General features: G+C 42.2%; 19 protein-coding genes. 9 read left to right on the top strand and 10 right to left on the bottom strand.

What is annotated here, in order from left to right:
• Window positions 1-88: 88 nt before the first annotated feature.
• The 4 genes from CQ839_RS08230 to CQ839_RS08215 all read right to left on the bottom strand — a co-directional run bounded on the left by CQ839_RS08230 (window position 89) and on the right by CQ839_RS08215 (window position 5,071).
• On the bottom strand, window positions 89-925 hold the full coding sequence (locus CQ839_RS08230; protein WP_103667805.1) for an ABC transporter ATP-binding protein: 837 nt from the start codon (window positions 923-925) through the stop codon (window positions 89-91).
• Window positions 926-997: 72 nt separating this feature from the next.
• Complete coding sequence (gene ntrB / locus CQ839_RS08225) at window positions 998-1,927, bottom strand: nitrate ABC transporter permease (protein ID WP_103667804.1); 930 nt, start codon at window positions 1,925-1,927, stop codon at window positions 998-1,000.
• Window positions 1,928-2,098: 171 nt separating this feature from the next.
• Complete coding sequence (locus tag CQ839_RS08220) at window positions 2,099-3,445, bottom strand: CmpA/NrtA family ABC transporter substrate-binding protein (RefSeq protein WP_103667803.1); 1,347 nt, start codon at window positions 3,443-3,445, stop codon at window positions 2,099-2,101.
• Between the two features lie 54 nt (window positions 3,446-3,499).
• A complete protein-coding gene (locus tag CQ839_RS08215; RefSeq protein ID WP_103667802.1) occupies window positions 3,500-5,071 on the bottom strand; it encodes a ferredoxin--nitrite reductase in 1,572 nt (523 codons plus the stop codon).
• 273 nt (window positions 5,072-5,344) lie between these two features.
• Between CQ839_RS08215 and CQ839_RS08210 the strand changes: the two genes are divergently transcribed.
• Window positions 5,345-6,076 (top strand): pseudouridine synthase, encoded by a 732-nt coding sequence (locus CQ839_RS08210; RefSeq protein WP_103667801.1) that lies wholly within the window; start codon window positions 5,345-5,347, stop codon window positions 6,074-6,076.
• Window positions 6,077-6,326: 250 nt separating this feature from the next.
• Window positions 6,327-7,412, top strand: a complete 1,086-nt coding sequence (locus CQ839_RS08205; protein WP_181016144.1) for a helix-turn-helix domain-containing protein — start codon at window positions 6,327-6,329, stop codon at window positions 7,410-7,412.
• Window positions 7,413-7,472: 60 nt separating this feature from the next.
• Here CQ839_RS08205 and CQ839_RS08200 read toward each other — a convergent pair whose 3' ends face one another.
• The gene (locus tag CQ839_RS08200; RefSeq protein WP_103667799.1) at window positions 7,473-7,970 is read right to left on the bottom strand and encodes a bifunctional nuclease family protein; all 498 of its coding nucleotides are present in this window, start codon (window positions 7,968-7,970) and stop codon (window positions 7,473-7,475) included.
• Window positions 7,971-8,297: 327 nt separating this feature from the next.
• On the opposite strand from CQ839_RS08200, the gene CQ839_RS08195 reads away from it, so the two are divergent.
• The 3 genes from CQ839_RS08195 (at window position 8,298) to CQ839_RS08185 (ending at window position 11,005) form a co-directional block, all read left to right on the top strand.
• Window positions 8,298-9,248, top strand: coding sequence for an NAD(P)H-dependent glycerol-3-phosphate dehydrogenase (locus CQ839_RS08195; RefSeq protein WP_103667798.1), 951 nt, complete (start codon window positions 8,298-8,300; stop codon window positions 9,246-9,248).
• Window positions 9,249-9,253: 5 nt separating this feature from the next.
• Window positions 9,254-10,093 (top strand): sulfurtransferase, encoded by an 840-nt coding sequence (locus tag CQ839_RS08190; protein ID WP_103667797.1) that lies wholly within the window; start codon window positions 9,254-9,256, stop codon window positions 10,091-10,093.
• Between the two features lie 63 nt (window positions 10,094-10,156).
• Window positions 10,157-11,005, top strand: a complete 849-nt coding sequence (locus CQ839_RS08185; protein ID WP_103667796.1) for an Rpn family recombination-promoting nuclease/putative transposase — start codon at window positions 10,157-10,159, stop codon at window positions 11,003-11,005.
• A 9-nt stretch (window positions 11,006-11,014) separates the two neighbouring features.
• On the opposite strand, the gene CQ839_RS08180 is transcribed toward CQ839_RS08185, so the two are convergent.
• Together CQ839_RS08180 and CQ839_RS08175 are read right to left on the bottom strand one after the other, a co-directional pair.
• The gene (locus CQ839_RS08180) at window positions 11,015-11,251 is read right to left on the bottom strand and encodes a DUF2281 domain-containing protein (RefSeq protein ID WP_219817746.1); all 237 of its coding nucleotides are present in this window, start codon (window positions 11,249-11,251) and stop codon (window positions 11,015-11,017) included.
• 59 nt (window positions 11,252-11,310) lie between these two features.
• The gene (locus tag CQ839_RS08175; RefSeq protein WP_103667795.1) at window positions 11,311-13,449 is read right to left on the bottom strand and encodes a serine/threonine-protein kinase; all 2,139 of its coding nucleotides are present in this window, start codon (window positions 13,447-13,449) and stop codon (window positions 11,311-11,313) included.
• 174 nt (window positions 13,450-13,623) lie between these two features.
• Between CQ839_RS08175 and CQ839_RS08170 the strand changes: the two genes are divergently transcribed.
• From CQ839_RS08170 to polA, 3 genes are all read left to right on the top strand, one after another.
• Window positions 13,624-13,854, top strand: a complete 231-nt coding sequence (locus CQ839_RS08170) for a type II toxin-antitoxin system Phd/YefM family antitoxin (protein ID WP_103667794.1) — start codon at window positions 13,624-13,626, stop codon at window positions 13,852-13,854.
• Window positions 13,851-14,246: a type II toxin-antitoxin system VapC family toxin gene (locus CQ839_RS08165; protein ID WP_103667793.1), complete on the top strand. Its 396-nt coding sequence runs from the start codon at window positions 13,851-13,853 to the stop codon at window positions 14,244-14,246. Before CQ839_RS08170 ends, CQ839_RS08165 begins: the two co-directional genes overlap by 4 nt.
• Before the next feature lie 68 nt (window positions 14,247-14,314).
• A complete protein-coding gene (gene polA / locus CQ839_RS08160) occupies window positions 14,315-17,176 on the top strand; it encodes a DNA polymerase I (RefSeq protein ID WP_103667792.1) in 2,862 nt (953 codons plus the stop codon).
• A 43-nt stretch (window positions 17,177-17,219) separates the two neighbouring features.
• On the opposite strand, the gene CQ839_RS08155 is transcribed toward polA, so the two are convergent.
• Window positions 17,220-17,795 (bottom strand): TMEM175 family protein, encoded by a 576-nt coding sequence (locus CQ839_RS08155; RefSeq protein WP_103667791.1) that lies wholly within the window; start codon window positions 17,793-17,795, stop codon window positions 17,220-17,222.
• 114 nt (window positions 17,796-17,909) lie between these two features.
• Window positions 17,910-18,758, bottom strand: a complete 849-nt coding sequence (locus CQ839_RS08150) for a DUF1186 domain-containing protein (protein WP_103667790.1) — start codon at window positions 18,756-18,758, stop codon at window positions 17,910-17,912.
• 32 nt (window positions 18,759-18,790) lie between these two features.
• Here CQ839_RS08150 and CQ839_RS08145 point away from each other — a divergent pair, with 32 nt between their 5' ends.
• Entirely contained in the window at window positions 18,791-19,564 is a 774-nt protein-coding gene (locus CQ839_RS08145) for a PolC-type DNA polymerase III (RefSeq protein WP_103667789.1), read from the top strand.
• A 70-nt stretch (window positions 19,565-19,634) separates the two neighbouring features.
• Here the strand turns inward: CQ839_RS08145 and CQ839_RS08140 are convergent, their stop codons facing one another.
• Complete coding sequence (locus CQ839_RS08140) at window positions 19,635-20,351, bottom strand: glutathione binding-like protein (protein WP_103667788.1); 717 nt, start codon at window positions 20,349-20,351, stop codon at window positions 19,635-19,637.
• Window positions 20,352-20,574 lie beyond the last annotated feature (223 nt).

The raw sequence follows: 20,574 nt of genomic DNA, 5'->3' as shown, positions 1-20,574 counted from the left end.
ATTGGGGATTGAGCGTTACGATTTAGCAATTAAGGAATCATGAACTATTAACTTGATAATTCGTAATTCGTAATTGATAATTCGTAATTTATTCCGCCTCATCCGCAAGGGCAAAACGGCTATATAGAAATTCAAGAATGTAGTTGCGAAGAGTGTAATAGCGGGGATCGTCAGAAATTGCTTTGCGATCGCGAGGACGTGAGAAGGGTATGTCAACTATTTCGGCGATATGGGCGGCGGGGCCGTTGCTCATGAGGACAATGCGATCGGCTAAGAATAAGGCTTCATCGATATCATGGGTGATCATCAGAGCGGTAACTCGATTGGCTCGCCAAATTGATAGTAGTTCTTCTTGTAACTCTTCGCGAGTCATCACATCCAACGCGCCGAAGGGTTCATCAAGGATTAGGACTTCAGGCCGAATTGACAATGCACGGGCGATCGATACCCTTTGACGCATCCCTCCAGAGAGTTCTTTTGGTCTTTTATTCATTGCTTCAGTTAAGCCCACTAAAGCAAGACTATCTTTGGCAATCTTAGTCTTTTCTTCTTTAGATTTGTCGGTATAAACTTGCTTTACGGCAAGATAGACATTCTCAAAAGCACTCATCCAAGGCAATAGCGAATAGTTTTGGAAAACTACCATGCGATCGGGCCCTGGACGTAGGATTGGTTTTGACTTTAAGCAAATCTCTCCAGCAGTTGGTCTATTAAAACCCGCTACCATATTTAGTAATGTCGATTTACCGCAACCAGAGTGACCGATCACACAAATAAATTCGCCTTCATATACCGTTAAGTTAACGTTTTCAAGAACGGTATAGGGACCTCTAGCAGTTTGGTAAACTTTGGAAACTCCATCTATTACTAAAAAAGGGTCTTGATTTTTTTTCTGGTTGTTATCAGTAAGATCTAATGTCTGCATATTGCTATAGCGAGGTTTAATTGAATGTTATACAGACAAGGGGCTTCAGCCCCTTGTTGGATAGGATGAATTTTACGAATCAGACTGAACAGTAAACTTACTAATGTAATAGATCAATTTGTCTAGGAAAAAGCCCACTAGTCCAATGTAAAACAGCGCAAGAATCAATTCACTACTTTTTTGACTATTGTAGCTATCCCAAATAAAGAAGCCAATCCCTACACCACCTGTCAACATTTCGGCAGCTACGATCGCTAGCCAAGATAGACCGACGGCAATACGTAAACCTGTAAAGATGTAAGGAGCTGCTGATGGCATGAGAATGGTGATGAAATAATCGATCTTACTAAGGCGTAGTACCCGCGACACGTTGCGATAATCTTGGGGAACTTGCTGCACGCCAACGGCAGTATTCATCAAGATCGGCCAGATCGAAGTGACAAAAATTACGAATAGAGCGGCGGCTTCGGTAACGTCTAGACCAACTGATTTCAGGGATTCATTGACACCTTGGAAAGCTGACATGGCGATCGGTAGCCATGCGAGGGGAGGAATTGTCCGTAGAACCTGAAAAATCGGGTCGAAGGCTCGATATAAAAAGACATTTGTCCCGATCGCAATACCGAGGGAAATACCAACAATAGCGGAAGCAGTATAGCCGATTGCCACACGACGCAGGCTAACCATAGTTTTGATACCCAAGCCCTTCTCAATAGTTAGCTTTTCCTTGAGTTCCTTACGGGCAGGACTATCAACCTTATCTTTGGCACTAACATCAAAAGCATCACGATCAAAAAATGGATGCCAGATATATTCCTGTGTCTCTTGCCAAACTTTTGATGGGGACGGTAGAGGAGGCTTTGCTCCAGAGCAAAGAATCTGCCAAATACCCAACAAAAAGATCAGTGCGAGCACTGGAGGAATGATATATCTTGCCTGTTGCTGAAACCATTCACCAATCTTACTGGGGGTGAATTTGGAACTTAAGCTCCCTGCCGCCATTTTGTTTATCTCCTAAAACGTTAAAGATGAATATTTGAAATGATGACAAGGGGCTAAAGCCCCTTGTTTTATAACAATCATCAAAATGGCAATGACATTTTGATGATTAAAAAGCTCCACTGGGTTTGGCTGCAAATTTTTGAAGTGTGGCTACACTTCAAAAATTTGGGGTTAAGCCTTCTTAATCTTCAGATTCTTCAAGTACTCGCTAGGATTCTCAGGATCAAATTTAACTCCATCAAAGAAAGTTTCGATACCACGGGAAGTGCTTTTGGGAATAGCCGCCTCTTGTCCGATCGCTTTGGCAGCTTCTTTCCACAGATCTTCACGATTAACTTTATCTACCAACTTCTTGGCATCAGTATCAGCATCAAAATAGCCCCAACGCATATCCTCAGTGATAAACCATAGATCGTGGCTCTTGTATGGATAGGAAGCATTATCTTTCCAGAACTTCATAGCGAGATCGGGATTGTCAATGGTTCTACCATCGCCGTAGTCAACCTTGCCTTGCTGTCTGCCCAGAATTTCGATGGCAGGGACTTTAAACCATTTGTCAGCACCGACAATTTTACACATCTCTTCTTTGTTCTCAGGCTTTTCGCACCACATCTGCGCTTCTAGAACAGCCATCAATAGAGCCTTAGCGGCTTTAGGATTCTTGTCAACCCAATCAGCACGCAATGAGAAAGCTTTTTCAGGATGATCTTTCCAAAGCTCACCTGTGATTAGTGCGCTGTAGCCAGAGTTTTGGGCAATCAAACGGGCATTCCAAGGTTCACCGACACAGAAAGCTTGCATGTTACCAGCTTTCATATTGGCAACCATTTGTGGTGGTGGCACAACAATTGTGTTGACATCGTTATTGGGATCAACGCCATTTGCTGCTAACCAATAGCGCATCCAAAGGTCATGGGTTCCACCTGGAAATGTCACCGCACACTTAACCTCTTTACCACCAGATTTAATTTTGGCAAAGCTTTCCTTGAGAGAGTCACTCTTGAGGGCAATTTTGAGATCTTTAAACTCATTGGCGATCGAAATGGCTTGACCATTGGTGTTTAGCCTAGCCAAGATATACATCGGCACTTTGTTTCCATTAGTGACTTTACCTTCAGAAATTAGATAGGGCATCGGTGTCAAGATGTGAGCACCGTCAATACCACCCGCATCAGAACCAAGTACGATATTGTCGCGAGTAGTTCCCCAAGAAGCTTGTTTCAGAACTTCGACATCCTTCATCCCATACTTCTCAAACAGACCCTTCTCTTTTGCAATAATTAGAGGGGATGCGTCAGTAAGCGCAATAAAACCTAACTTGGCTTTAGTGGTTTCAGGAGTATCAGCCGCACTGACTTTAGGCGTTGTGGTTGCACTAGCTGAAGGACTAGCCTTGGTTGTAGCTGTACTATCTGCCTTAGGAGTTTCACCACCTCCACCACAAGCATTTAAAGCGATCGCGCTAACAGTAGAAAGTCCTGCGGTGGTCAAAAACTTACGACGAGAGAATGTACTCATTGATTTCCTTAATATAAACTGAATTTGAGTGAATTAGATTGAACTTGTAATTGGTTAGCCGACAGAAATAAGTTCTGCCGATGGTGTTGCGATCGCTGCGTTTGCAGAGTTCTCTTTAGGAGTAGCCCCAAAGCGATCAACTAGGAGCTTGCCGACCACTTCGCGCAAGTCCTCACATGGAACTTTTTCCATTACACAGGTTCCAAGATGGGCATCTTTGCCCACCGTGCCACCCATGTATATGTCCACGCCATCGACAACTTTGCCATCTTTACGAGCTTTGCATCCCGTAAAGCCAATATCGGCAACTTGAGGCTGAGCACAGGAATTAGGACAACCACTCCAATGAATCCTCACAACTTTAGGAAGAACATAGTCTTCGGAAAGTTGTTTGGTAAGTGCAAGGGAGCGATTTTTAGTTTCCACGATCGCTACAGGACAAAACTGGTTGCCAGTGCAGGAAACCAGACCGCGCATGAGGTTGTCAGGATCGACAGGGAACTTCTGAAGCAGAGGATCTTGCAGAAGCGCTGGCAATTGCTCATCGCTCACATTAGTAATGAGCAGATTTTGCTCAACCGTGAGTCGCATATCGCTATTGCCATAAGTGTCTGCAACCCTTGCAAATTCATACATGTCGGCGGCATACATCCGCCCAACAGGAATTTGCAGCCCGACATAGTTCATTCCTGCTTGCTTTTGTTTGTGAACCCCAATGTGATCACGCTTTTCCCATTCGATCTCATCTTTAAGGGCGGCTGGAGCAAGTGGTTTACCCATCTGTTTTTCCACTTCAGCACGGAATTTTTCAATTCCCCACTCATCAATTAAAAACATTAAACGCGCTTTGTCTCGCTTTTCTCGGAGTCCATTGTCTCGAAAAACGATGAGTACCGCTTCACAGAGTGTAACCACATCTTCAGGTGGAACCCATGCATTTAAAGGAATTGCCGCAGCAATACGCTTAGCCGAGAAAAATCCACCAACTAATACATTAAATCCAAATACTTCTTTATTCTCTTCATTAAAAGCTGCTACAAACGCTAAATCATTGATTTCGGCATGGGTTGAATTATCACGACAACCTGCGATCGCGATATTAAACTTGCGCGGTAAATTAGTAAAATCTGAGTTCCCTTCACCATTACTTGTCAGCAAGTTCTGCACTTGAATGGCTAACTCGCGAGTATCGTAAAGCTCATTAGAGTCAATACCTGCGACGGGTGAGCCTGTAATATTACGGATGTTGTCCATCGCTGACTGTACACTTGTCAGTCCAACCGCTCTAAACTTCTCGAACATTTCAGGGACATCCTCAATAAGAATGCCACGCATTTGAATATTTTGTCGGGTGGTGATATCTGCAACACCATGTTCACCGCACTTTTCGACCACAGAAGCTAATACCCGCATCTGAGCGCTACTCAGCAAGCCATTGGGAATGCGCATCCTTACCATAAAGCGACCAGGGGTACTTTTGCGAAAGAATACTCCCAACCATTTCAAGCGATGTTGCAAATCGTCGTTATCGATCGCTTCCCAGCCAATTTCGGCGAATCGGTCGATTTCGGCTTTTACAGCAAGACCATCTTTTGCTGCCTTCAGGTCTTCAATTTTATTTGCCATGCTTACTTAATCCTTGGCTGATGCTTGAGATGTCTAGATGTTAGTAATCACCAAATCTAACGAAATTGTAAATTTCCAGTTCTCAAGCGCTATTTCGACTTTGTATAGGATTTACACTACTTAACGTTTCGATCCCGATTCGTATAAGAAACTACATATTTTTAAGCTTTATTTAATAATTGCAACAAACTAATGCATTAATTGCATATTTGTTTGCAATTATCAAAACGCCATTACGAATCACTATTACTGAATTTCAGTTACAATTTTGTTATGCTTGATCGTCTGCAAAAAATTCTGTCTAGACATGGGATTGCTTCACGAAGAGGTTCTGAGCAGATAATTTTGGCAGGGCGAGTTTTTGTAAATGGCAAGCCCATTACGGAGCTAGGGGCAAAAGCCGATCCAGAACGAGATCGCATTGAAGTTGATGGCAAGTTACTCCAAACCAATGCACCAAAATTTGTATATCTATTACTTAATAAGCCCATAGGCGTAATGAGCACCTGTGATGATCCGCAAGGTCGAAAGACAGTTTTAGACATTCTGCCATCACAGTATCGACATGTTTATCCTGTAGGACGGCTAGACTATAACAGTAGTGGGGCGTTGATCTTGACTAATGATGGAGATTTTGCGAATTATCTAATGCATCCCCGTCACCATGTCCCTAAGACCTATGAAGTTTGGGTTAAAGATATACCTAGCGATCGCATCATTAAACATTGGCAAGAAGGAATTAACCTTGACGGTAAACTTACACTTCCTGCGACAGTAAATATTTTGCAAATTGAACACAATAAATATCCAACCCCACGTACTCAATTGCAGATAATTTTGTCAGAAGGTCGCAACCGTCAAATTCGTCGAGTCGCCGAACAGTTAGGTCATCCTGTTCTGGCATTGCATCGCAATGCGATCGCGACTATTTCGCTTGAAACTCTTAAGGTCGGGGCTTATCGACTACTAATCGATCAAGAAATCAAAACATTGTTTCCAATCTAAAAAGAATTTACATAGTAGCTTAGTACAAGATACAGTAGGCCATGTAGCTGTTGATATGTAATGGGCGGTGCAGTAATTTACTGTGAAAACTTTGCAGAATGTTATATTACTTTAGGTTAGGTAATATAATTACATCAGATTACTTAAAATCGCCAACGACGCTCTAAATAGAACTTGTTGCTGTCCAAGTTCGACTGAAAGCCAACTTGAGTCAATCAGTCCCATCTCTTCCTACATGTCTGTGAGTATTGTGAATATTACAACCTCGAAGCAAGCAGAGAAATTAGCAGAAATCGGAGCGCAATTTAAGCGAATTCGAGAAGATAAGGAATTGTCAATTCCACATCTAACTGCAACGACATTAATTTCTGAGCGCTATTTGCGTGCGATCGAAGATGGTCAAATGGAGTCTTTGCCCGAACCTGTCTATGTGCGTGGATTTATCCGCAAGTATGGAGATGCTTTGGGTGTTGGCGATCTTTCGGAAGATTTTCCTTTGAATCCTGTTTTACCTGAGCAAAAGTGGGCAGGTAGTGCGGCAGCTGAACTTCGCCCTTTACACTTATATGCACTGTATGTTGTCGTAATTGCGGGGGCAGTTAGTCTGTTAGCAACATTCCTGAACTCGCCAGATGCAAATAAGATTAATGATAGTCAAACTAATTTTGGGGATGCAGCTCAAATAAGTTCGTCAAAATCTAACAAAGTGGTCGAGCCTACAGAAATTTTGTTGCCTACAATTGGTGGCTTAGCAGTTTTGAAGCAGACAGGTTCATCGTTACTTGGAGCAACGGTAAATCCTGTGGCCAATAAACCAATAGAAATAAAAAATCAGCCTCTTCCCATAGATATTCCGAATAAACCGAAGTCTCAAATTAATCTTGGGCAAACAACTTCTAATATCAATAATATGCTTTTGGCTTGGACAAGCGGCAGTCTTCCCACGACCAATGCATCTCTAAATAATGCGACACTTGCCAATGGTAATTTTGAATTTGTTGGCAATAAGCCTGTTAACGTGGGTATCCTTATGCAAGGTGAATCTTGGATGAGAATTACTGTTGATGGGCAGACAGAGTTTGAGGGTGTCCTCAATGAGGGTAAAAAGTTAGCTTTATCAGGTGATCGTCAAATCTCTATTCGTGTAGGTAATGCTTCGTCGGTGGCTCTTAGCTATAACAATCAACCGATTAAAGTACTTGGTCGGGAAGGCGAAGTCGCAGAAAGACTATTTGGTACTAACCAAGCTAATAGCAATACTAGAGGCAATGATTCACAGCTACGTGGACTTGTAGAAGTGATGTCTAGCAGTAACTCTCGCAATTCTACTAACTAAGTACTATAAAACCTCAATAAATAAAGCGCCCGCGTAGCGGGCGCTTTATTTATTGAGGTTTTAATTACTCTCAAGCCCACTTTTCTTGACTAATTCCTCTGGAGTTAGTTTTGCTAAAAATTCTCGGAATGCTCTTCTTTCCGCTTCATCAGCATCCTGATCTACAGGAATTGAAGCTTCGAGAATCACCTCTTCCATTACCCAGATCGGACATTTGGCTCGTACGGCGATCGCGATCGCATCACTAGGACGTGCATCTATTTCTTTTTTTATATCACCCTGCGAAACCGTAATTACGGCATAAAAAGTACTGTTTTTGAGTGCATGAACGACGATCCGCTCAACAGTTATGCCCCATGCATCCAGAAAATTAAGCATGAGATCATGGGTCATTGGACGCTCTAGAGGTCTACCATCTAATGCCCCAATAATAGCTTTAGCTTCAGTTTCACCGATCCAGATCGGCAAAGCTCTGCGCTCTAAAGTATCTCGTAGCAGTACGATAGGATTACGGCTTACAGCATCGATAGCAATCCCAGCCACATTCATTTCGATCATTGTTGCTAGCCTTCCTCAAGAAATGAGCGAAAGTACTCCTCATCAATCAAAGCTCTTGATGTGATATTGATAATTAAAGACGATCAATATCTAACTAGCAAGGGTTTTAGTTTTTGAGAGGCTTTTGCACGCTATTATATCACCGTCTTGATCTGGAGTCTGGCTTCTAGTCTTGTTTTTGCTAGTGCTTGGATTCTACATAGATGAGTGTAATTACTTTTCTTCTGCACTAATTTTTACAGCAGGTTTCGATCAAACACCCCCTGAGCACAAAGCTCTGTAGATTTAAACATTTTGGCAATTGCTTTCCTAACAACTACCTAAAACATGAAATCAGACTTAAAAAATGTGACTATCATTGGATCTGGTGCATGGGGATCGGCACTAGCAAATCTAGTACAAACCAATCAACATCATGTACAAATTTGGTCACGCCAAAGTCAAGTATCCCTAGCAGAAATGGTCAGTAATAGTGATGCCATCATCTCCGCAGTCTCAATCAAAGGGGTACGCGCGATCGCCGAACAATTACAAACAGCTAAGTTATTGCCCGATGTAGTTTTAGTTAGTGCTACTAAGGGCTTAGAGCCAATTACGAGACAAACACCATCACAAATTTGGCGATCGCTACTCCCCGCTCATCCTCTTGTGGTTTTATCTGGTCCAAATCTCTCTAAAGAAATTATGGCTGGTCAACCTGCGGCGACAGTAGTAGCAAGTAACCATGAAAGTGCTGCCCAGTTTATTCAAAATATTTTTGCATCCAGAAATTTCAGGGTCTATACCAATTCCGATCCTATCGGGGTGGAATTGGGTGGCACGCTCAAAAATGTAATTGCGATCGCTGTTGGTGCTTGTGATGGTTTAAATCTAGGCACAAATGCCAAATCTGCATTGATTACGCGATCGCTGATCGAAATTATTCGGGTCGGAGTTTACTTTGGGGCGCAACCTGAAACTTTTTGGGGCTTATCGGGTTTAGGAGATCTATTAGCAACTTGCAATAGTAATCTCAGTCGCAATTATCAAGTTGGCTATGCGATCGCACAGGGTAAAAGTCTCGAAGAGGCGATCTCAAATGTGCAGGGTACGGCTGAAGGTGTTAATACGGCTAATGTATTGATCGAAATTTGCGATCGCGAAAAAATTAGTGTGCCAGTATCGCGTTATGTTTATCGATTGCTGAAAGGAGAAATTACATTACAGCAGTCAGTTGAAGGACTGATGGAAAGAGATCTGAAACCAGAAAACTTAGAGAATCTTGAATTACCTGTATAAATGCTATGAAATCAACAATATTTAGAAATTGTGATAATCGCCATGTAGTTTCGTCAGCATGGCTCCATACTCATCTTCACGATCCACAACTCGTAATTTTGGACTGTCGATATTCGTTAATGAATCAAGAACTAGGATTTAATCAATATCAAGAGAGTCATATTGAGGGAGCCTATTTTCTAGATCTTAAACGCGATTTGTCTAGCCCCATTCAAAAGCATGGCGGTCGTCACCCTTTGCCAGATATCAATCAGCTTGCCGCTAAGCTATCACAAATCGGCGTAACTTCAGGCGAAACAATGATAGTTGCCTATGATGATTCGCGGTTTGGTTTTGCTGCAAGACTTTGGTGGCTATTGCGCTACATGGGGCATGAGCATGTAGCAGTTCTAGATGGAGGCTTTGCTGGATGGCAAGCTCAGAATTATGAGACTAGTTCCACTGTTCCATCATTTAGAGTTGGGAAGTTTATCCCAAATATTCAAACTGAATTTGTAGTTGATATTGAAACTGTGAAATCACGGAAAGATTTTCCAGAAGTAGTTTTAATCGATTCGCGAGAAAGCGATCGCTATCGGGGTGAACGCGAACCCATCGACCCGATCGCAGGTCATATCGAAGGTGCAGTTAATTATCCTTGGATGGAAGTTACTAATGAGCAAGGTTTTGTAATTGACAATCAAGGCGATCGCTGGCAGGAAGTAAAAAATGCTCAAGAAGCGATCGTCTATTGTGGTTCAGGTGTAACGGCTTGCGTGAATTTGCTATCGCTGAAACTTGCTGGAATTGAGACTGGCAAGCTCTATGCAGGTAGTTGGAGTGACTGGTGTTCGTATTTAGTCTAAATTGAGAATCAGGGCGATCGCTAGCTTCTCAAACTTGCTCTATTGCAATGCTAATATTTGGTGATGTTTGATAATATTTGCAAATTTCTTGCTGAAACTTATTCTGCCGACATTGCCTCATGGCTTTTCGGTGAGCCAATCCCACTTACCCAAGTCCAACCACAAGAGTTAGCGGTTGAGCCAATTCGAGCCGACAGTTTAATTTTGCTAGAAGCGGAAGGATTGCTACTACATTTAGAATTTCAAACCAAAGCCGATCCACAAATTCCGTTTAGGATGTTGGACTATTGGGTACGTGGCAAAAGGCGCTTTCCTGATAAAAAGATGCGTCAAGTTGTGATTTACCTGAAGGAAACAAGTTCAGATGTGGTTTTTCAAGACAAGTTTGAGGAAAGCACAACTCACCATGCATTTGAAGTGATCAGGCTATGGGAACAACCACTTGCTAATTTTTTAGAATTTACGGGTATGTTACCCTTTGCTATACTTGTAAATGATGGTAATAAAGAGCGCTTATTACAAGATATTGCTCAAAAAATTGATGACATCCCTGAGCAAAAAACACGTCAAACTATTGGAGCCGCAACTTTTGTTTTGGCTGGTTTGGTTTTAGAAGAAAATATCATTAAGCAAATTTTGAGGAGAGATATCATGCGCGAGTCTGTAACATATCAAGCAATTCTTCGTGAAGGTCGCCAAGAAGGTCGTCAAGAAGGTCGCCAAGAGGGTCGCAAGGAAGGTTTAGTTGCGATTGTTTTAAGATTGCTAACCCACAAGTTTGGAACTTTGCCGCCAAAGCTGCATACTAGAATTACGCGATTACATATCCCTCGCTTAGAAAGTCTTGCTGAAGCGATTTTGGATTTTCAGAGTCTTGCAGATTTGGAGCTTTGGTTTAGCAAGAAGAAATAGTTCCATGCATTATGACCACTCGTTGTTCCGAATATTGCGTACCCATGTTGTGCAGTCGTCCATATCTTGACGCTCTTGCCACTTACCTATAAAAGGATCGTTTGTCCAGTCAATTTCTGTTTTTTGTGGTTTGATTGCTGGGGCGTATGTTTGTTGCAAGAAGGCGATGAAGTTTAGGGCTTGGCGTTGGGTTTTGGTGGGTAATGACTCGAATGCTTTGAATAGTTCTTGTTGTGTCATATTCATGGGTTAATCTCCTAAATTCTCAGTCAATCTCTATTTCAAACTTTTTCCTTTTTCTTTCTCTAGCCTCCTAGTTCTCTAATCTTATCAAGAGATTTGTTATACCATTCTATATTCCCTTGCTGTTGATAGAGTTCTGATGCTTTCCGAAAATCTGCCAATGCTTCTTGCTGCTCTCCTCGTTTTTTTTTAATTAACCCAAGACCGTAGTAAGGATTAGCATAATCAGGCTTGAGGCGGATGGCTTCGTTGAAGTCGGCGATCGCTCCTTGTTTGTCTCCTAATTCAGACTTCGCAATCCCGCGACCGTAGTAAGGATTAGCATAATCAGGCTTGAGGCGGATGGCTTCGTTGAAGCCGGCGATCGCTCCTTGTTTGTCTCCTAATTCAGACTTCGCATTCCCTCGATTGTAATAAGCATTAGCATGATCAGGCTTGAGGCGGATGGCTTCGTTGTAGTCGGCGATCGCTCCTTGTTTGTCTCCTAATTCAGACTTCACTAACCCGCGATTGTTGTAAGCCTTAGCATAATCAGGCTTGAGGCGGATGGCTTCGTTGTAGTCGGCGATCGCTCCTTGTTTGTCTCCTAATTCAGACTTCGCATTCGCATTCCCGCGATTGTAGTAAGCATCAGCATAATCAGGCTTGAGGCGGATGGCTTCGTTGTAGTCGGCGATCGCTTCTTGTTTGTCTCCTAAATCATCCTTTGCTGCCCCGCGATTGGTGTAAGGCAAATGCAATTCAGGATTTTTTAGGCGAATTGATTCTGTGAAGTCGGCGATCGCTCCTTGTTTGTCTCCTAAATCATACTTCGCTGCCCCGCGAATGTTGTAAGCATAAGCAAAATAAGGCTTGAGGCGGATGAGTTCGTTGTAGTCAGCGATCGCTCCTTGCTTGTCTCCTAAATCATTCTTCGCATTACCGCGACTAAGGTAAGCCACAGCAAAATCAGGCTTGAGGCGGATAGCTTTGTTGTAGTCGGCGATCGCTCCTTTAAAATCTTTCTCAGCGCGTTTTTTCTTTCCATCATCAAAAAAATCTGTCGCAGTCTTACTAGAAACTGTCTCATTTTGAGAAGGTGAGCTAGTTATCGTGGGAATAACTGATGGTGGTTCTGAAGATGGGGTGGAAGTAGGAGATGGCGAACTAATAATGGGCGGTGAGTTTACAGGTTTTGTAATTTGCCAAATGATAAAACCAGCACCAGAAAACAGCCCGATAGTTATAGCCGTCCCCCACAATCCATTAGAACGAGAGGGGCTGGCATGGACAGGTGTAGTTTTTTGTGAACTTGGATTGGGTTGAGGAATAGTCCGTGGTTTATTTTGAAGAGCCGATCCAACCATTGAATCCAATGCCTTCAATACATCCGCCGCCACCCAACGCCGAGCATGATCCTTCACCAAACAACCCTTGATAATATCAATCCATTCACTAGGAACCCCCTGTAAATTAGGATTCTCCCTCTGGATTTTACGCTCCAATTCTTTAATCATCACGTCAGTATTTACATTACCATCTGCTTCAAACGGAAAATGCCCCGTCAACATTTCTACAATCATCACCCCCAATGACCAGACATCCCACTTAGTCGAAACATCGCTATTACGAAACAATTCGGGCGGCATATAAGGCGTACCCGCAATTTTTGAAGCTTGCATCGTACCTCGATCCAACGCCTTCGACAAACCAAAATCAGCAATTTTCCAAATACCACCCACCTGTAAAACATTCAACAACTTGAGATCGCGATGCACATATCTCTTGTCTTGAGAATTACCAACATCAAGCTCATGCAAAAATTTCAAGCCCTGAGCAATATCCCGCACAATTGCCTTAGCCTCCACCGAAGAAATCCGACCACCCCGTTTTTTCACAAAATCTGCCAGAGAGCAATCTGCCAACTCCATGACCAAATAGAACATCGGAAAACCGCGAATCTCCACATTATTACCCGCGAAATGCTGTACCAGATTTTGATGAGACGGCAAATCAAGGGCAAAATTTAGCTCCTCTAGCTGAATCGTGCCAGAAAGCATCAGCTTTACCGCCACCCGCTTATTTAGCCTTTTACCATTAGCAATCTGCACGGCTCGAAACACACCACCAAAAGCCCCACAGCCCAATAACTGTTCAAGTTCGTATGCGTTGGCTATTTGTTCGCCTTCACATTTTTTCCAGAAATTTTCATCAGGCTGCATCTTGAATTTACCATCGCCCTAACCACAAAAATATTGTGACATAAAAACTTTAGGTAGCCTCAAAATGGTCATGTTATTGGCTATCGCATCAACATCAAACACTAGAGACTAGCTAAAATTAAACTAAACCTCAACCTAGCAAATCTACCCAATCGGGTTCACCCCAAAACAGGTATGAAATATCTGAACGTCCAAGAAGTTAACCCTTCCCTTGCTGCAATTGTTAACGAAGTTTCAGTCAACCAATCTGAAATTGTGATCACTCGCAATGGAATTCCCCTCGCCAAAATCGTTCCCTATACTGCCTCTCGGATTAAACATTACCCACTTCGAGGAATGCCAATTAAGATCTCTGCTGACTTTGACGAACCAATGTCCGATCTCTGGGAAGCACTAAGCGAATGATTTTACTCGATACCCATGTTTGGCTATGGTTACTGCACAATCCCAGCCAACTATCAGAAAAAGCACAAGCAGCAATTTCTATCGAAGAAGATCGTGATGGCTTATTGGTTTCAGCTATTTCTGTATGGGAAATTGCTTTTAAAGCCAGTCTTGGCAAATTAGACATACCTCTTCCTATCGATGAATGGTATCAATTAGCCAAAAGCCATTCAGGAATCATTGTTGAACCTTTAGATCCATTAGATGCGATCGCTAGTAGTCTTTTACCAGAGCCATTTCATAAAGATCCTGCTGATAGAATCTTGGTGGCGATCTCTAGACGATATCAAATTCCACTCGTGACCTGTGATGCCAAGATTTTGAATTATCCGCATGTAGAAACAATTTGGTAGCGATCGCACTATAATCAGCAATCGGTTAACCTAAGACTAGCGATCGCTAAAACTTTAAAACAAGCATCATGACTTCAAGCGCACAAAACCATCCCACATTTTTACTCGTTGACGGACATTCCCTTGCCTTCAGAGCCTTTTATGCCTTTGGTAAACAGCCAGAAGGCGGCTTGCGCACCTCGACAGGAATCCCCACTAGTATCTGTTTTGGCTTCTTGAAAGCATTGATCGAAATGCTCGATCGCGAAAAACCTGCGGCTGTTGCGATCGCATTTGATCTTGCCGTACCCACATTTCGCCATGAGATAGACGATACTTACAAAGCAAATCGTTCCGAAACTCCTGAAAGTTTTATTCCTGATATGCAGAACTTACAAAGGGTTTTAGCAGCGATGAATCTGCCTGCAATTACCCAAGCTGGTTTTGAGGCGGATGATGTATTGGGAACTCTCTCACAGGCGGCGAGTGCTGAGGGTTACACAGTTAAGATATTAAGTGGCGATCGCGATTTGTTTCAATTGATTGATATTGATAAACGTATCTCGGTGCTAAATATCGGACAAAAAGATAAGATTGTTGAATATCATGCTGATCAGGTAAAAGAGCGTTTAGGGGTTTTACCTACGCAAGTCGTGGACTATAAAGCACTTTGTGGTGATGCTTCTGATAATATCCCTGGAGTGCGGGGTATTGGCGAGAAAACGGCGATTAAGTTAATCGAGGAATATGGCAGCTTAGAGAACGTTTTAGCAGCTATACCAAAGATGAAGGGAGCAATTAAAACTAAGCTAGAGCAAGGGATTGAAGCTGCTAAACATTCGCAATTTATGGCAACGATCAAAACTGATGTGCCGCTGCCGATGGCGATCGCAGATTGTGAATTAACGGGTTTTGATACTGCCGAAGTAATTCCTTTATTAGAAGAGCTTGAGTTGAAGGCTTTTGTGAATAGAGTCGATCAGATTCATGCCAAGTTGTCGGGCAATTTTGAGAAGAAGCCTTCAATCTCAGCCCCTGTCTCAAAGAGCAAAGAGACAAATACTGATTCCTCTCAAAATCAGGATAACAACGAAGATGAGGAGTTATGGTTTGACTTTGCCAAACAGGAGGCTGATCAGGCGATCGCAGCTTCAGCGTCGTTAAAGTTAGATGTACAGATAATTGATGCGATCGCGAAGTTAGAGCAATTAGTGGAAACTCTTCGCAGTACTAAACAGCCCGTGGCTTGGGATACGGAAACCTCGGCACTAAATCCCTTTGAAGCCGAATTAGTAGGAATTGGTTGTTGTTGGGGCGATTCGATTAGTGAGGTTGCCTATATTCCTTTAAGTCATAGTGAAGGACAAAATCTCAAATGGGAAGAGGTTAGAGAGATTCTTCGACCTATTCTTGAAGATGTTAGTCATCCGAAATATTTACAGAATGCCAAGTTCGATCGCTTGATGTTTAAGGCGGCGGGGATTGAGCTAGCAGGTGTGGTATTCGATACGATGATTGCTAGTTATGTGATCGATCCAGAAGCAAGTCATAAGCTGGATGATATGGCGATGGACTTGCTCCAGATTCGCACTGTTAGTTATAAAACGTTAGTCGGTAAGCGCAAATCGATCGCAGAAATTGCCATCCCTTTGGTTGCTCAATATTGCGGGATGGATACCTATCTTACCTATCACCTTGTGCCTATTTTGCAAGCACAACTAACCGCAATACCTGAGCTTTGGGATTTATTTCAAAATGTGGAAATGGCTTTAGAGCCGATTCTTGCCGAGATGGAATGGCGTGGGATTAGGATCGACAGAGAGTTTTTGAGTGCTTTTTCCTTGGAATTAGAGAAGGATTTGGATGCTCTTGCGATCGCAGCTTATGCCCAAGCTGGCAAAGAATTTAATCTCAATTCACCTAAGCAATTGAGCGAGATTTTATTGGACAAACTTGGCGGCAAATTTGAGAAGGCATCTCGCAAAAGTAAGACTGGATTCTCTACTGATGTTACTGTACTTAATAAATTAGAAGGTGAGCCTCTGATTGATACCATTCTCGAAAATCGCACCCTTGCTAAACTCAAATCCACTTATGTTGACGCTTTACCATCGCTGATTCAACCCAAGACTGGGCGAGTACATACTGATTTTAATCAAACTGTCGCTTCGACTGGACGTTTGAGTAGTTCTAATCCTAACTTACAAAATATTCCCATTCGTACTGCCTTTAGCAAGCGGATTAGAGCAGGCTTTTTGCCAAAAGAAGATTGGATATTAATGGCGGCAGATTATTCGCAAATTGAACTGCGGATTCTTGCTCATTTAAGTCAAGAGCCTGAATTGATGAGAGCATTTAATGCTGGTGAAGATGTACATACTGTTACAGCGCAACTTCTATTAGAGAAAGAAGAAGTAACTAGCGATGAGCGTCGTCTAGCGAAAATCATCAATTATGGCGTGATTTACGGTATGGGAGCACAGAAATTTAGCCGTGATATCGGTGTGCCTGTAAAAGTAGCCAAGCAATTTATTGATAAGTTCAATCAGCGCTACGAAAAGATTTCTAGTTATATGCAAAGTGTCGAAGCAGAGGCAGAACGCGATGGCTATGTGAAAACAATATTAGGTAGGCGGCGCTATTTTCGCGGACTAAGTCAGATCGGTGGCTATCAAAAGGCGGCGCTATTGCGATCGGCTGTTAATGCGCCAATACAAGGAACTAGTGCCGATATTATCAAGGTTGCCATGTTACGGGTGAATGAACTTTTGTCTGGGTATCAGGCAAAGCTACTTTTACAAGTCCATGATGAACTTGTATTTGAAGTTCCACCAGATGAAGTTTCAGAACTGCAACCCAAAATTAAAGCAGCGATGGAATCAGCTTTAGAGCTTTCGGTAAAGCTAGAAGTAGATATTCATACTGGCAAAAACTGGATGGAAGCTAAGTAAATCAATGAGAAGTAGTGCCTTGCACTACTTCTCATTGATTTACTTAGGAACTCATCGTCTTTTCAATGCGGCGATCAGGAATTAGCCACATGATCGCCACTGAAACGTATAACAAGAAAGCTAACCAAGAATTGACTAAGGAAAGTAGAACCGCTACAGCATAAATCACTATGGATATCTTGCCTTTAAAATCTCTGCCGATCGCGATCGCTAGTGTGGATTCTTTACCATGATAAGAAACAAGCACACGACTAAGAATGTAATAGGCGAGCCCTGACATTAGAAGTACGACACCATAGACCGCAACTGGTACAGTCGCAAAGAGGCTCTCGCCTGTCCATGCGGTGACAAAGGGGATTAGCGATAGCCAGAACAAAAGATGCATGTTAGCCCACAAGATATTTCCATTGACTTGTCTAACTGCCTGTAACATGTGGTGGTGATTGTTCCAATAGATTCCTAAATAAATAAAACTGAGTACATAGCTCAGAAATACTGGAATTAATGGACGTAGTGCTGCCAAGTCTACTTCATGGGGAACTTTTAGTTCTAACACCATGATGGTGATAATAATGGCAATCACGCCATCACTAAATGCCTCTAATCTGCCTTTATTCATTGATGTATACGCTCCTTTCGGCTTAGCGCGAATCTAAGATAGACTCAATAATAGATCGAACAAGTTATTAGCGATCGCGTGGAAGGCGATAGTTATGTACCTAGAAGCTTATGGTTATAGCTCCCAAAATGCTTTTTTCTTTTTGGATTTAGTTTTTGGCTGCTCCCAAAATTGAGGGGTGTATGGTTTAGAAAAAACTGGCTCTTCGATTTCTTCTGGATTAAAACATGCCCACCATGACATACTTTCATGGAAATCATCTAATGATTTTCTCGATAGATTTTCTCTGAGCCGAGCAAAACATTTTTCAACATCGTCTTCCTCCAATATCTTCTGAATTGTTTCAAGATCGATCCACATCTCTTCAATTAGTCCCCTGTCAAAAGCTTCCTTAATCTGATCCATCAACTCTTCAGGATAAAGGTCGCAGATATCACAAACTAGTTGACTATGAAAACATGAACCTTCAGGAGCCTCATCACCCGTGAGCAATCCACCAAAGAAAGCCAACGCATCTTCTCTGGTAATTAGACCTTCAACCACAGCATATACCATTGCAGTAAGTGCTGAACCACGACTAAATTCATAGGCATTTTTATTTAGAATAAGACTTTTAATTCCTTCAAGCGAACCTCCACAAGTTCGCAGCAAAATGACTGGCAAATCTTCTGTGGTTGTATCGCCAAACAGATCGTCTGGAAGAGGATCTGGTAAACTAAACAAATCAACAATTACCTGATGAGCTTTAGGTTCCTTAAAATGCCCAAGCAGCATCAAGGCATAGGTATAAGAAAAATAATCAACATCTTCTGCATATTTTTGTGGATCTTCTCTGACTTTTTCAAGAATGCCAATGAGATGAGGAGTGATTTCTTCTTTGTGGCTTAAAGCAGCTTCAACATGTTCGTGCTTATATTCACCATCATAGATTTCAAACCCAGCCAAAATTTCATCTATATTCACTTACACTGCCTCAAATATTTTTTATATAATAAATGAAAATTAATGCCAATCTATCTACAGAACTCCTCAACTACTACCGCCAGATGAGTACGGAGATGTTCACGGTAGTGGACTTAGAGACAACGGGAGGAAAGGGCGATCGCGATCGCATTATTGAAATTTCTGTTCTTCAAGCTACACTCAAAGACGGAATTCAGCAAATATCTACTGATCTAATCAATCCTCAAATCCAGATTCCTGAACAAATCGTCAGATTTACAGGCATCTCGCAGCATATGGTTGCTGGTGTTGATGGCAGTGATCAGATTTTGCCCAAATATTTGCCAATGCTCCAATCTGGCGTTCTTGTTGCTCATAATATTGGCTTTGACTATTCTTTTCTCAAGGCTGAATATCAAAGATTAGGTACAGAATATATCGCTCCTAAACAACTTTGCACCGTCAAGCTGTCAAGGCTCTTATTGCCACACTTGCCTTCGCGATCGCTACCTAAGTTAGTCAAACATTATGACTTTAATGTTGGTAAGTCGCATCGAGCCGAATCTGATGCGATCGCTTGTTGGCTACTTCTAGAAAAGCTATTGACTCAACTACTCAATGCCAATGACGATGAAATTTTGAATCTATTTGGGCAGCAATGGCTCTCTGTAGAAGACATAGCCATAATCTTAAAACTTCCATTAACTCAAGTTGAAGACCTTTTGACAGATCCCACAATTAAATCAAGGTTCTCGCGTCATCGGCAAGTCAACCTGTATCAAAGAAAAGGAATAGAATCTCTATCTGAAAAAATCAGAAAAAATTAAAGACTTATCCAAAGTAATTTTTGGGGTTTGGACTTGAGTGCAACGCTTTGTAAAGATAGATTCGCAAGATCTACTTCTCAGGTTTTAAATTCGCTGCGGTTTGACCAAATAGAATTTTCTTGCTTTCTTCTGTGATTGTTGGTTGACCAGCAAAGGATTTTGCTTTGTCATAGGCGCGAATAACAGCAGGACGCTCACTGATTTTTGCTAACCATGCTTGGAGATTGGGAAAGTCTTCAATGTTCTGTTGTTGATGCTTGTGCAGAAGTACCCAAGGATAGCAAGCCATATCTGCGATCGAGTACTCTCCAGCGATATAGTCTTTTTCCTCTAGTTGATGATCTAGAACTCCATAAAGACGATTGGTTTCTTTGACATAGCGATCGATCGCATAGGGAATCTTCTCAGGTGCGTATTGAGAAAAATGATGGTTTTGTCCTGCCATTGGTCCTAGTCCACCCATTTGCCAAAATAACCATTCCATGACAATTGTGCGATCGCGTAAATTTGTTGGCAAAAACTTGCCTGTTTTCTCGGCTAGATACTGCAAAATTGCTCCCGATTCAAATACCGATATAGCTGACCCATCATCGGCTGGAAGACCGAATGGATGACGATCAATAATTGCAGGCATCCGATTGTTGGGAGAAATCTTGAGAAAGTCTGGCTGAAACTGCTCACCTACGCGAATATCGATGGGATGAATTTCATACTCTAGTTCTGATTCTTCTAAAAAGATCGTAATCTTATGTCCGTTGGGTGTGGGCCAATAGTAAAGTTCAATCATAGATTTGGGATCTGTCTTTTCTTTAATTGTAGTGCGATCGCTAAATTGGTCTTATTGTAGCGAGCGGTTATCTGTTTGGCATGGACAACCTGACAACTCAAAACTCTTACTAAGTATAGTTGCAGTCACTCGTCTTAGAAACCATTTAAGAATTACTTTCTGCGGTCAAAAGCTCTAAGAGATCCCCCTCAATCCCCCTTAAAAAGGGGGAAGAATTAAATTC

The organism is Pseudanabaena sp. BC1403, assembly GCF_002914585.1.
Taxonomy (GTDB): Bacteria; Cyanobacteriota; Cyanobacteriia; order Pseudanabaenales; family Pseudanabaenaceae; genus Pseudanabaena.
Note: the sequence above shows the minus strand (reverse complement) of the source record. Positions and strands in the feature narration are given on the sequence as shown.

What these genes read in the sequence shown, in the direction of transcription:
- CQ839_RS08220 (WP_103667803.1), bottom strand. Translation starts at nt 3,445, where the DNA reads ATGAGTACATTCTCTCGTCGTAAGTTTTTGACCACCGCAGGACTTTCT.
- CQ839_RS08170 (WP_103667794.1), top strand. Translation starts at nt 13,624, where the DNA reads ATGAAATATCTGAACGTCCAAGAAGTTAACCCTTCCCTTGCTGCAATT.
- CQ839_RS08175 (WP_103667795.1), bottom strand. Translation starts at nt 13,449, where the DNA reads ATGCAGCCTGATGAAAATTTCTGGAAAAAATGTGAAGGCGAACAAATA.
- CQ839_RS08185 (WP_103667796.1), top strand. Translation starts at nt 10,157, where the DNA reads ATGTTTGATAATATTTGCAAATTTCTTGCTGAAACTTATTCTGCCGAC.
- CQ839_RS08230 (WP_103667805.1), bottom strand. Translation starts at nt 925, where the DNA reads ATGCAGACATTAGATCTTACTGATAACAACCAGAAAAAAAATCAAGAC.
- ntrB (WP_103667804.1), bottom strand. Translation starts at nt 1,927, where the DNA reads ATGGCGGCAGGGAGCTTAAGTTCCAAATTCACCCCCAGTAAGATTGGT.
- CQ839_RS08155 (WP_103667791.1), bottom strand. Translation starts at nt 17,795, where the DNA reads ATGAATAAAGGCAGATTAGAGGCATTTAGTGATGGCGTGATTGCCATT.
- CQ839_RS08190 (WP_103667797.1), top strand. Translation starts at nt 9,254, where the DNA reads ATGAAATCAACAATATTTAGAAATTGTGATAATCGCCATGTAGTTTCG.
- CQ839_RS08215 (WP_103667802.1), bottom strand. Translation starts at nt 5,071, where the DNA reads ATGGCAAATAAAATTGAAGACCTGAAGGCAGCAAAAGATGGTCTTGCT.
- CQ839_RS08145 (WP_103667789.1), top strand. Translation starts at nt 18,791, where the DNA reads ATGAAAATTAATGCCAATCTATCTACAGAACTCCTCAACTACTACCGC.
- CQ839_RS08165 (WP_103667793.1), top strand. Translation starts at nt 13,851, where the DNA reads ATGATTTTACTCGATACCCATGTTTGGCTATGGTTACTGCACAATCCC.
- CQ839_RS08200 (WP_103667799.1), bottom strand. Translation starts at nt 7,970, where the DNA reads ATGATCGAAATGAATGTGGCTGGGATTGCTATCGATGCTGTAAGCCGT.
- CQ839_RS08140 (WP_103667788.1), bottom strand. Translation starts at nt 20,351, where the DNA reads ATGATTGAACTTTACTATTGGCCCACACCCAACGGACATAAGATTACG.
- CQ839_RS08210 (WP_103667801.1), top strand. Translation starts at nt 5,345, where the DNA reads ATGCTTGATCGTCTGCAAAAAATTCTGTCTAGACATGGGATTGCTTCA.
- CQ839_RS08195 (WP_103667798.1), top strand. Translation starts at nt 8,298, where the DNA reads ATGAAATCAGACTTAAAAAATGTGACTATCATTGGATCTGGTGCATGG.
- CQ839_RS08180 (WP_219817746.1), bottom strand. Translation starts at nt 11,251, where the DNA reads ATGAATATGACACAACAAGAACTATTCAAAGCATTCGAGTCATTACCC.
- polA (WP_103667792.1), top strand. Translation starts at nt 14,315, where the DNA reads ATGACTTCAAGCGCACAAAACCATCCCACATTTTTACTCGTTGACGGA.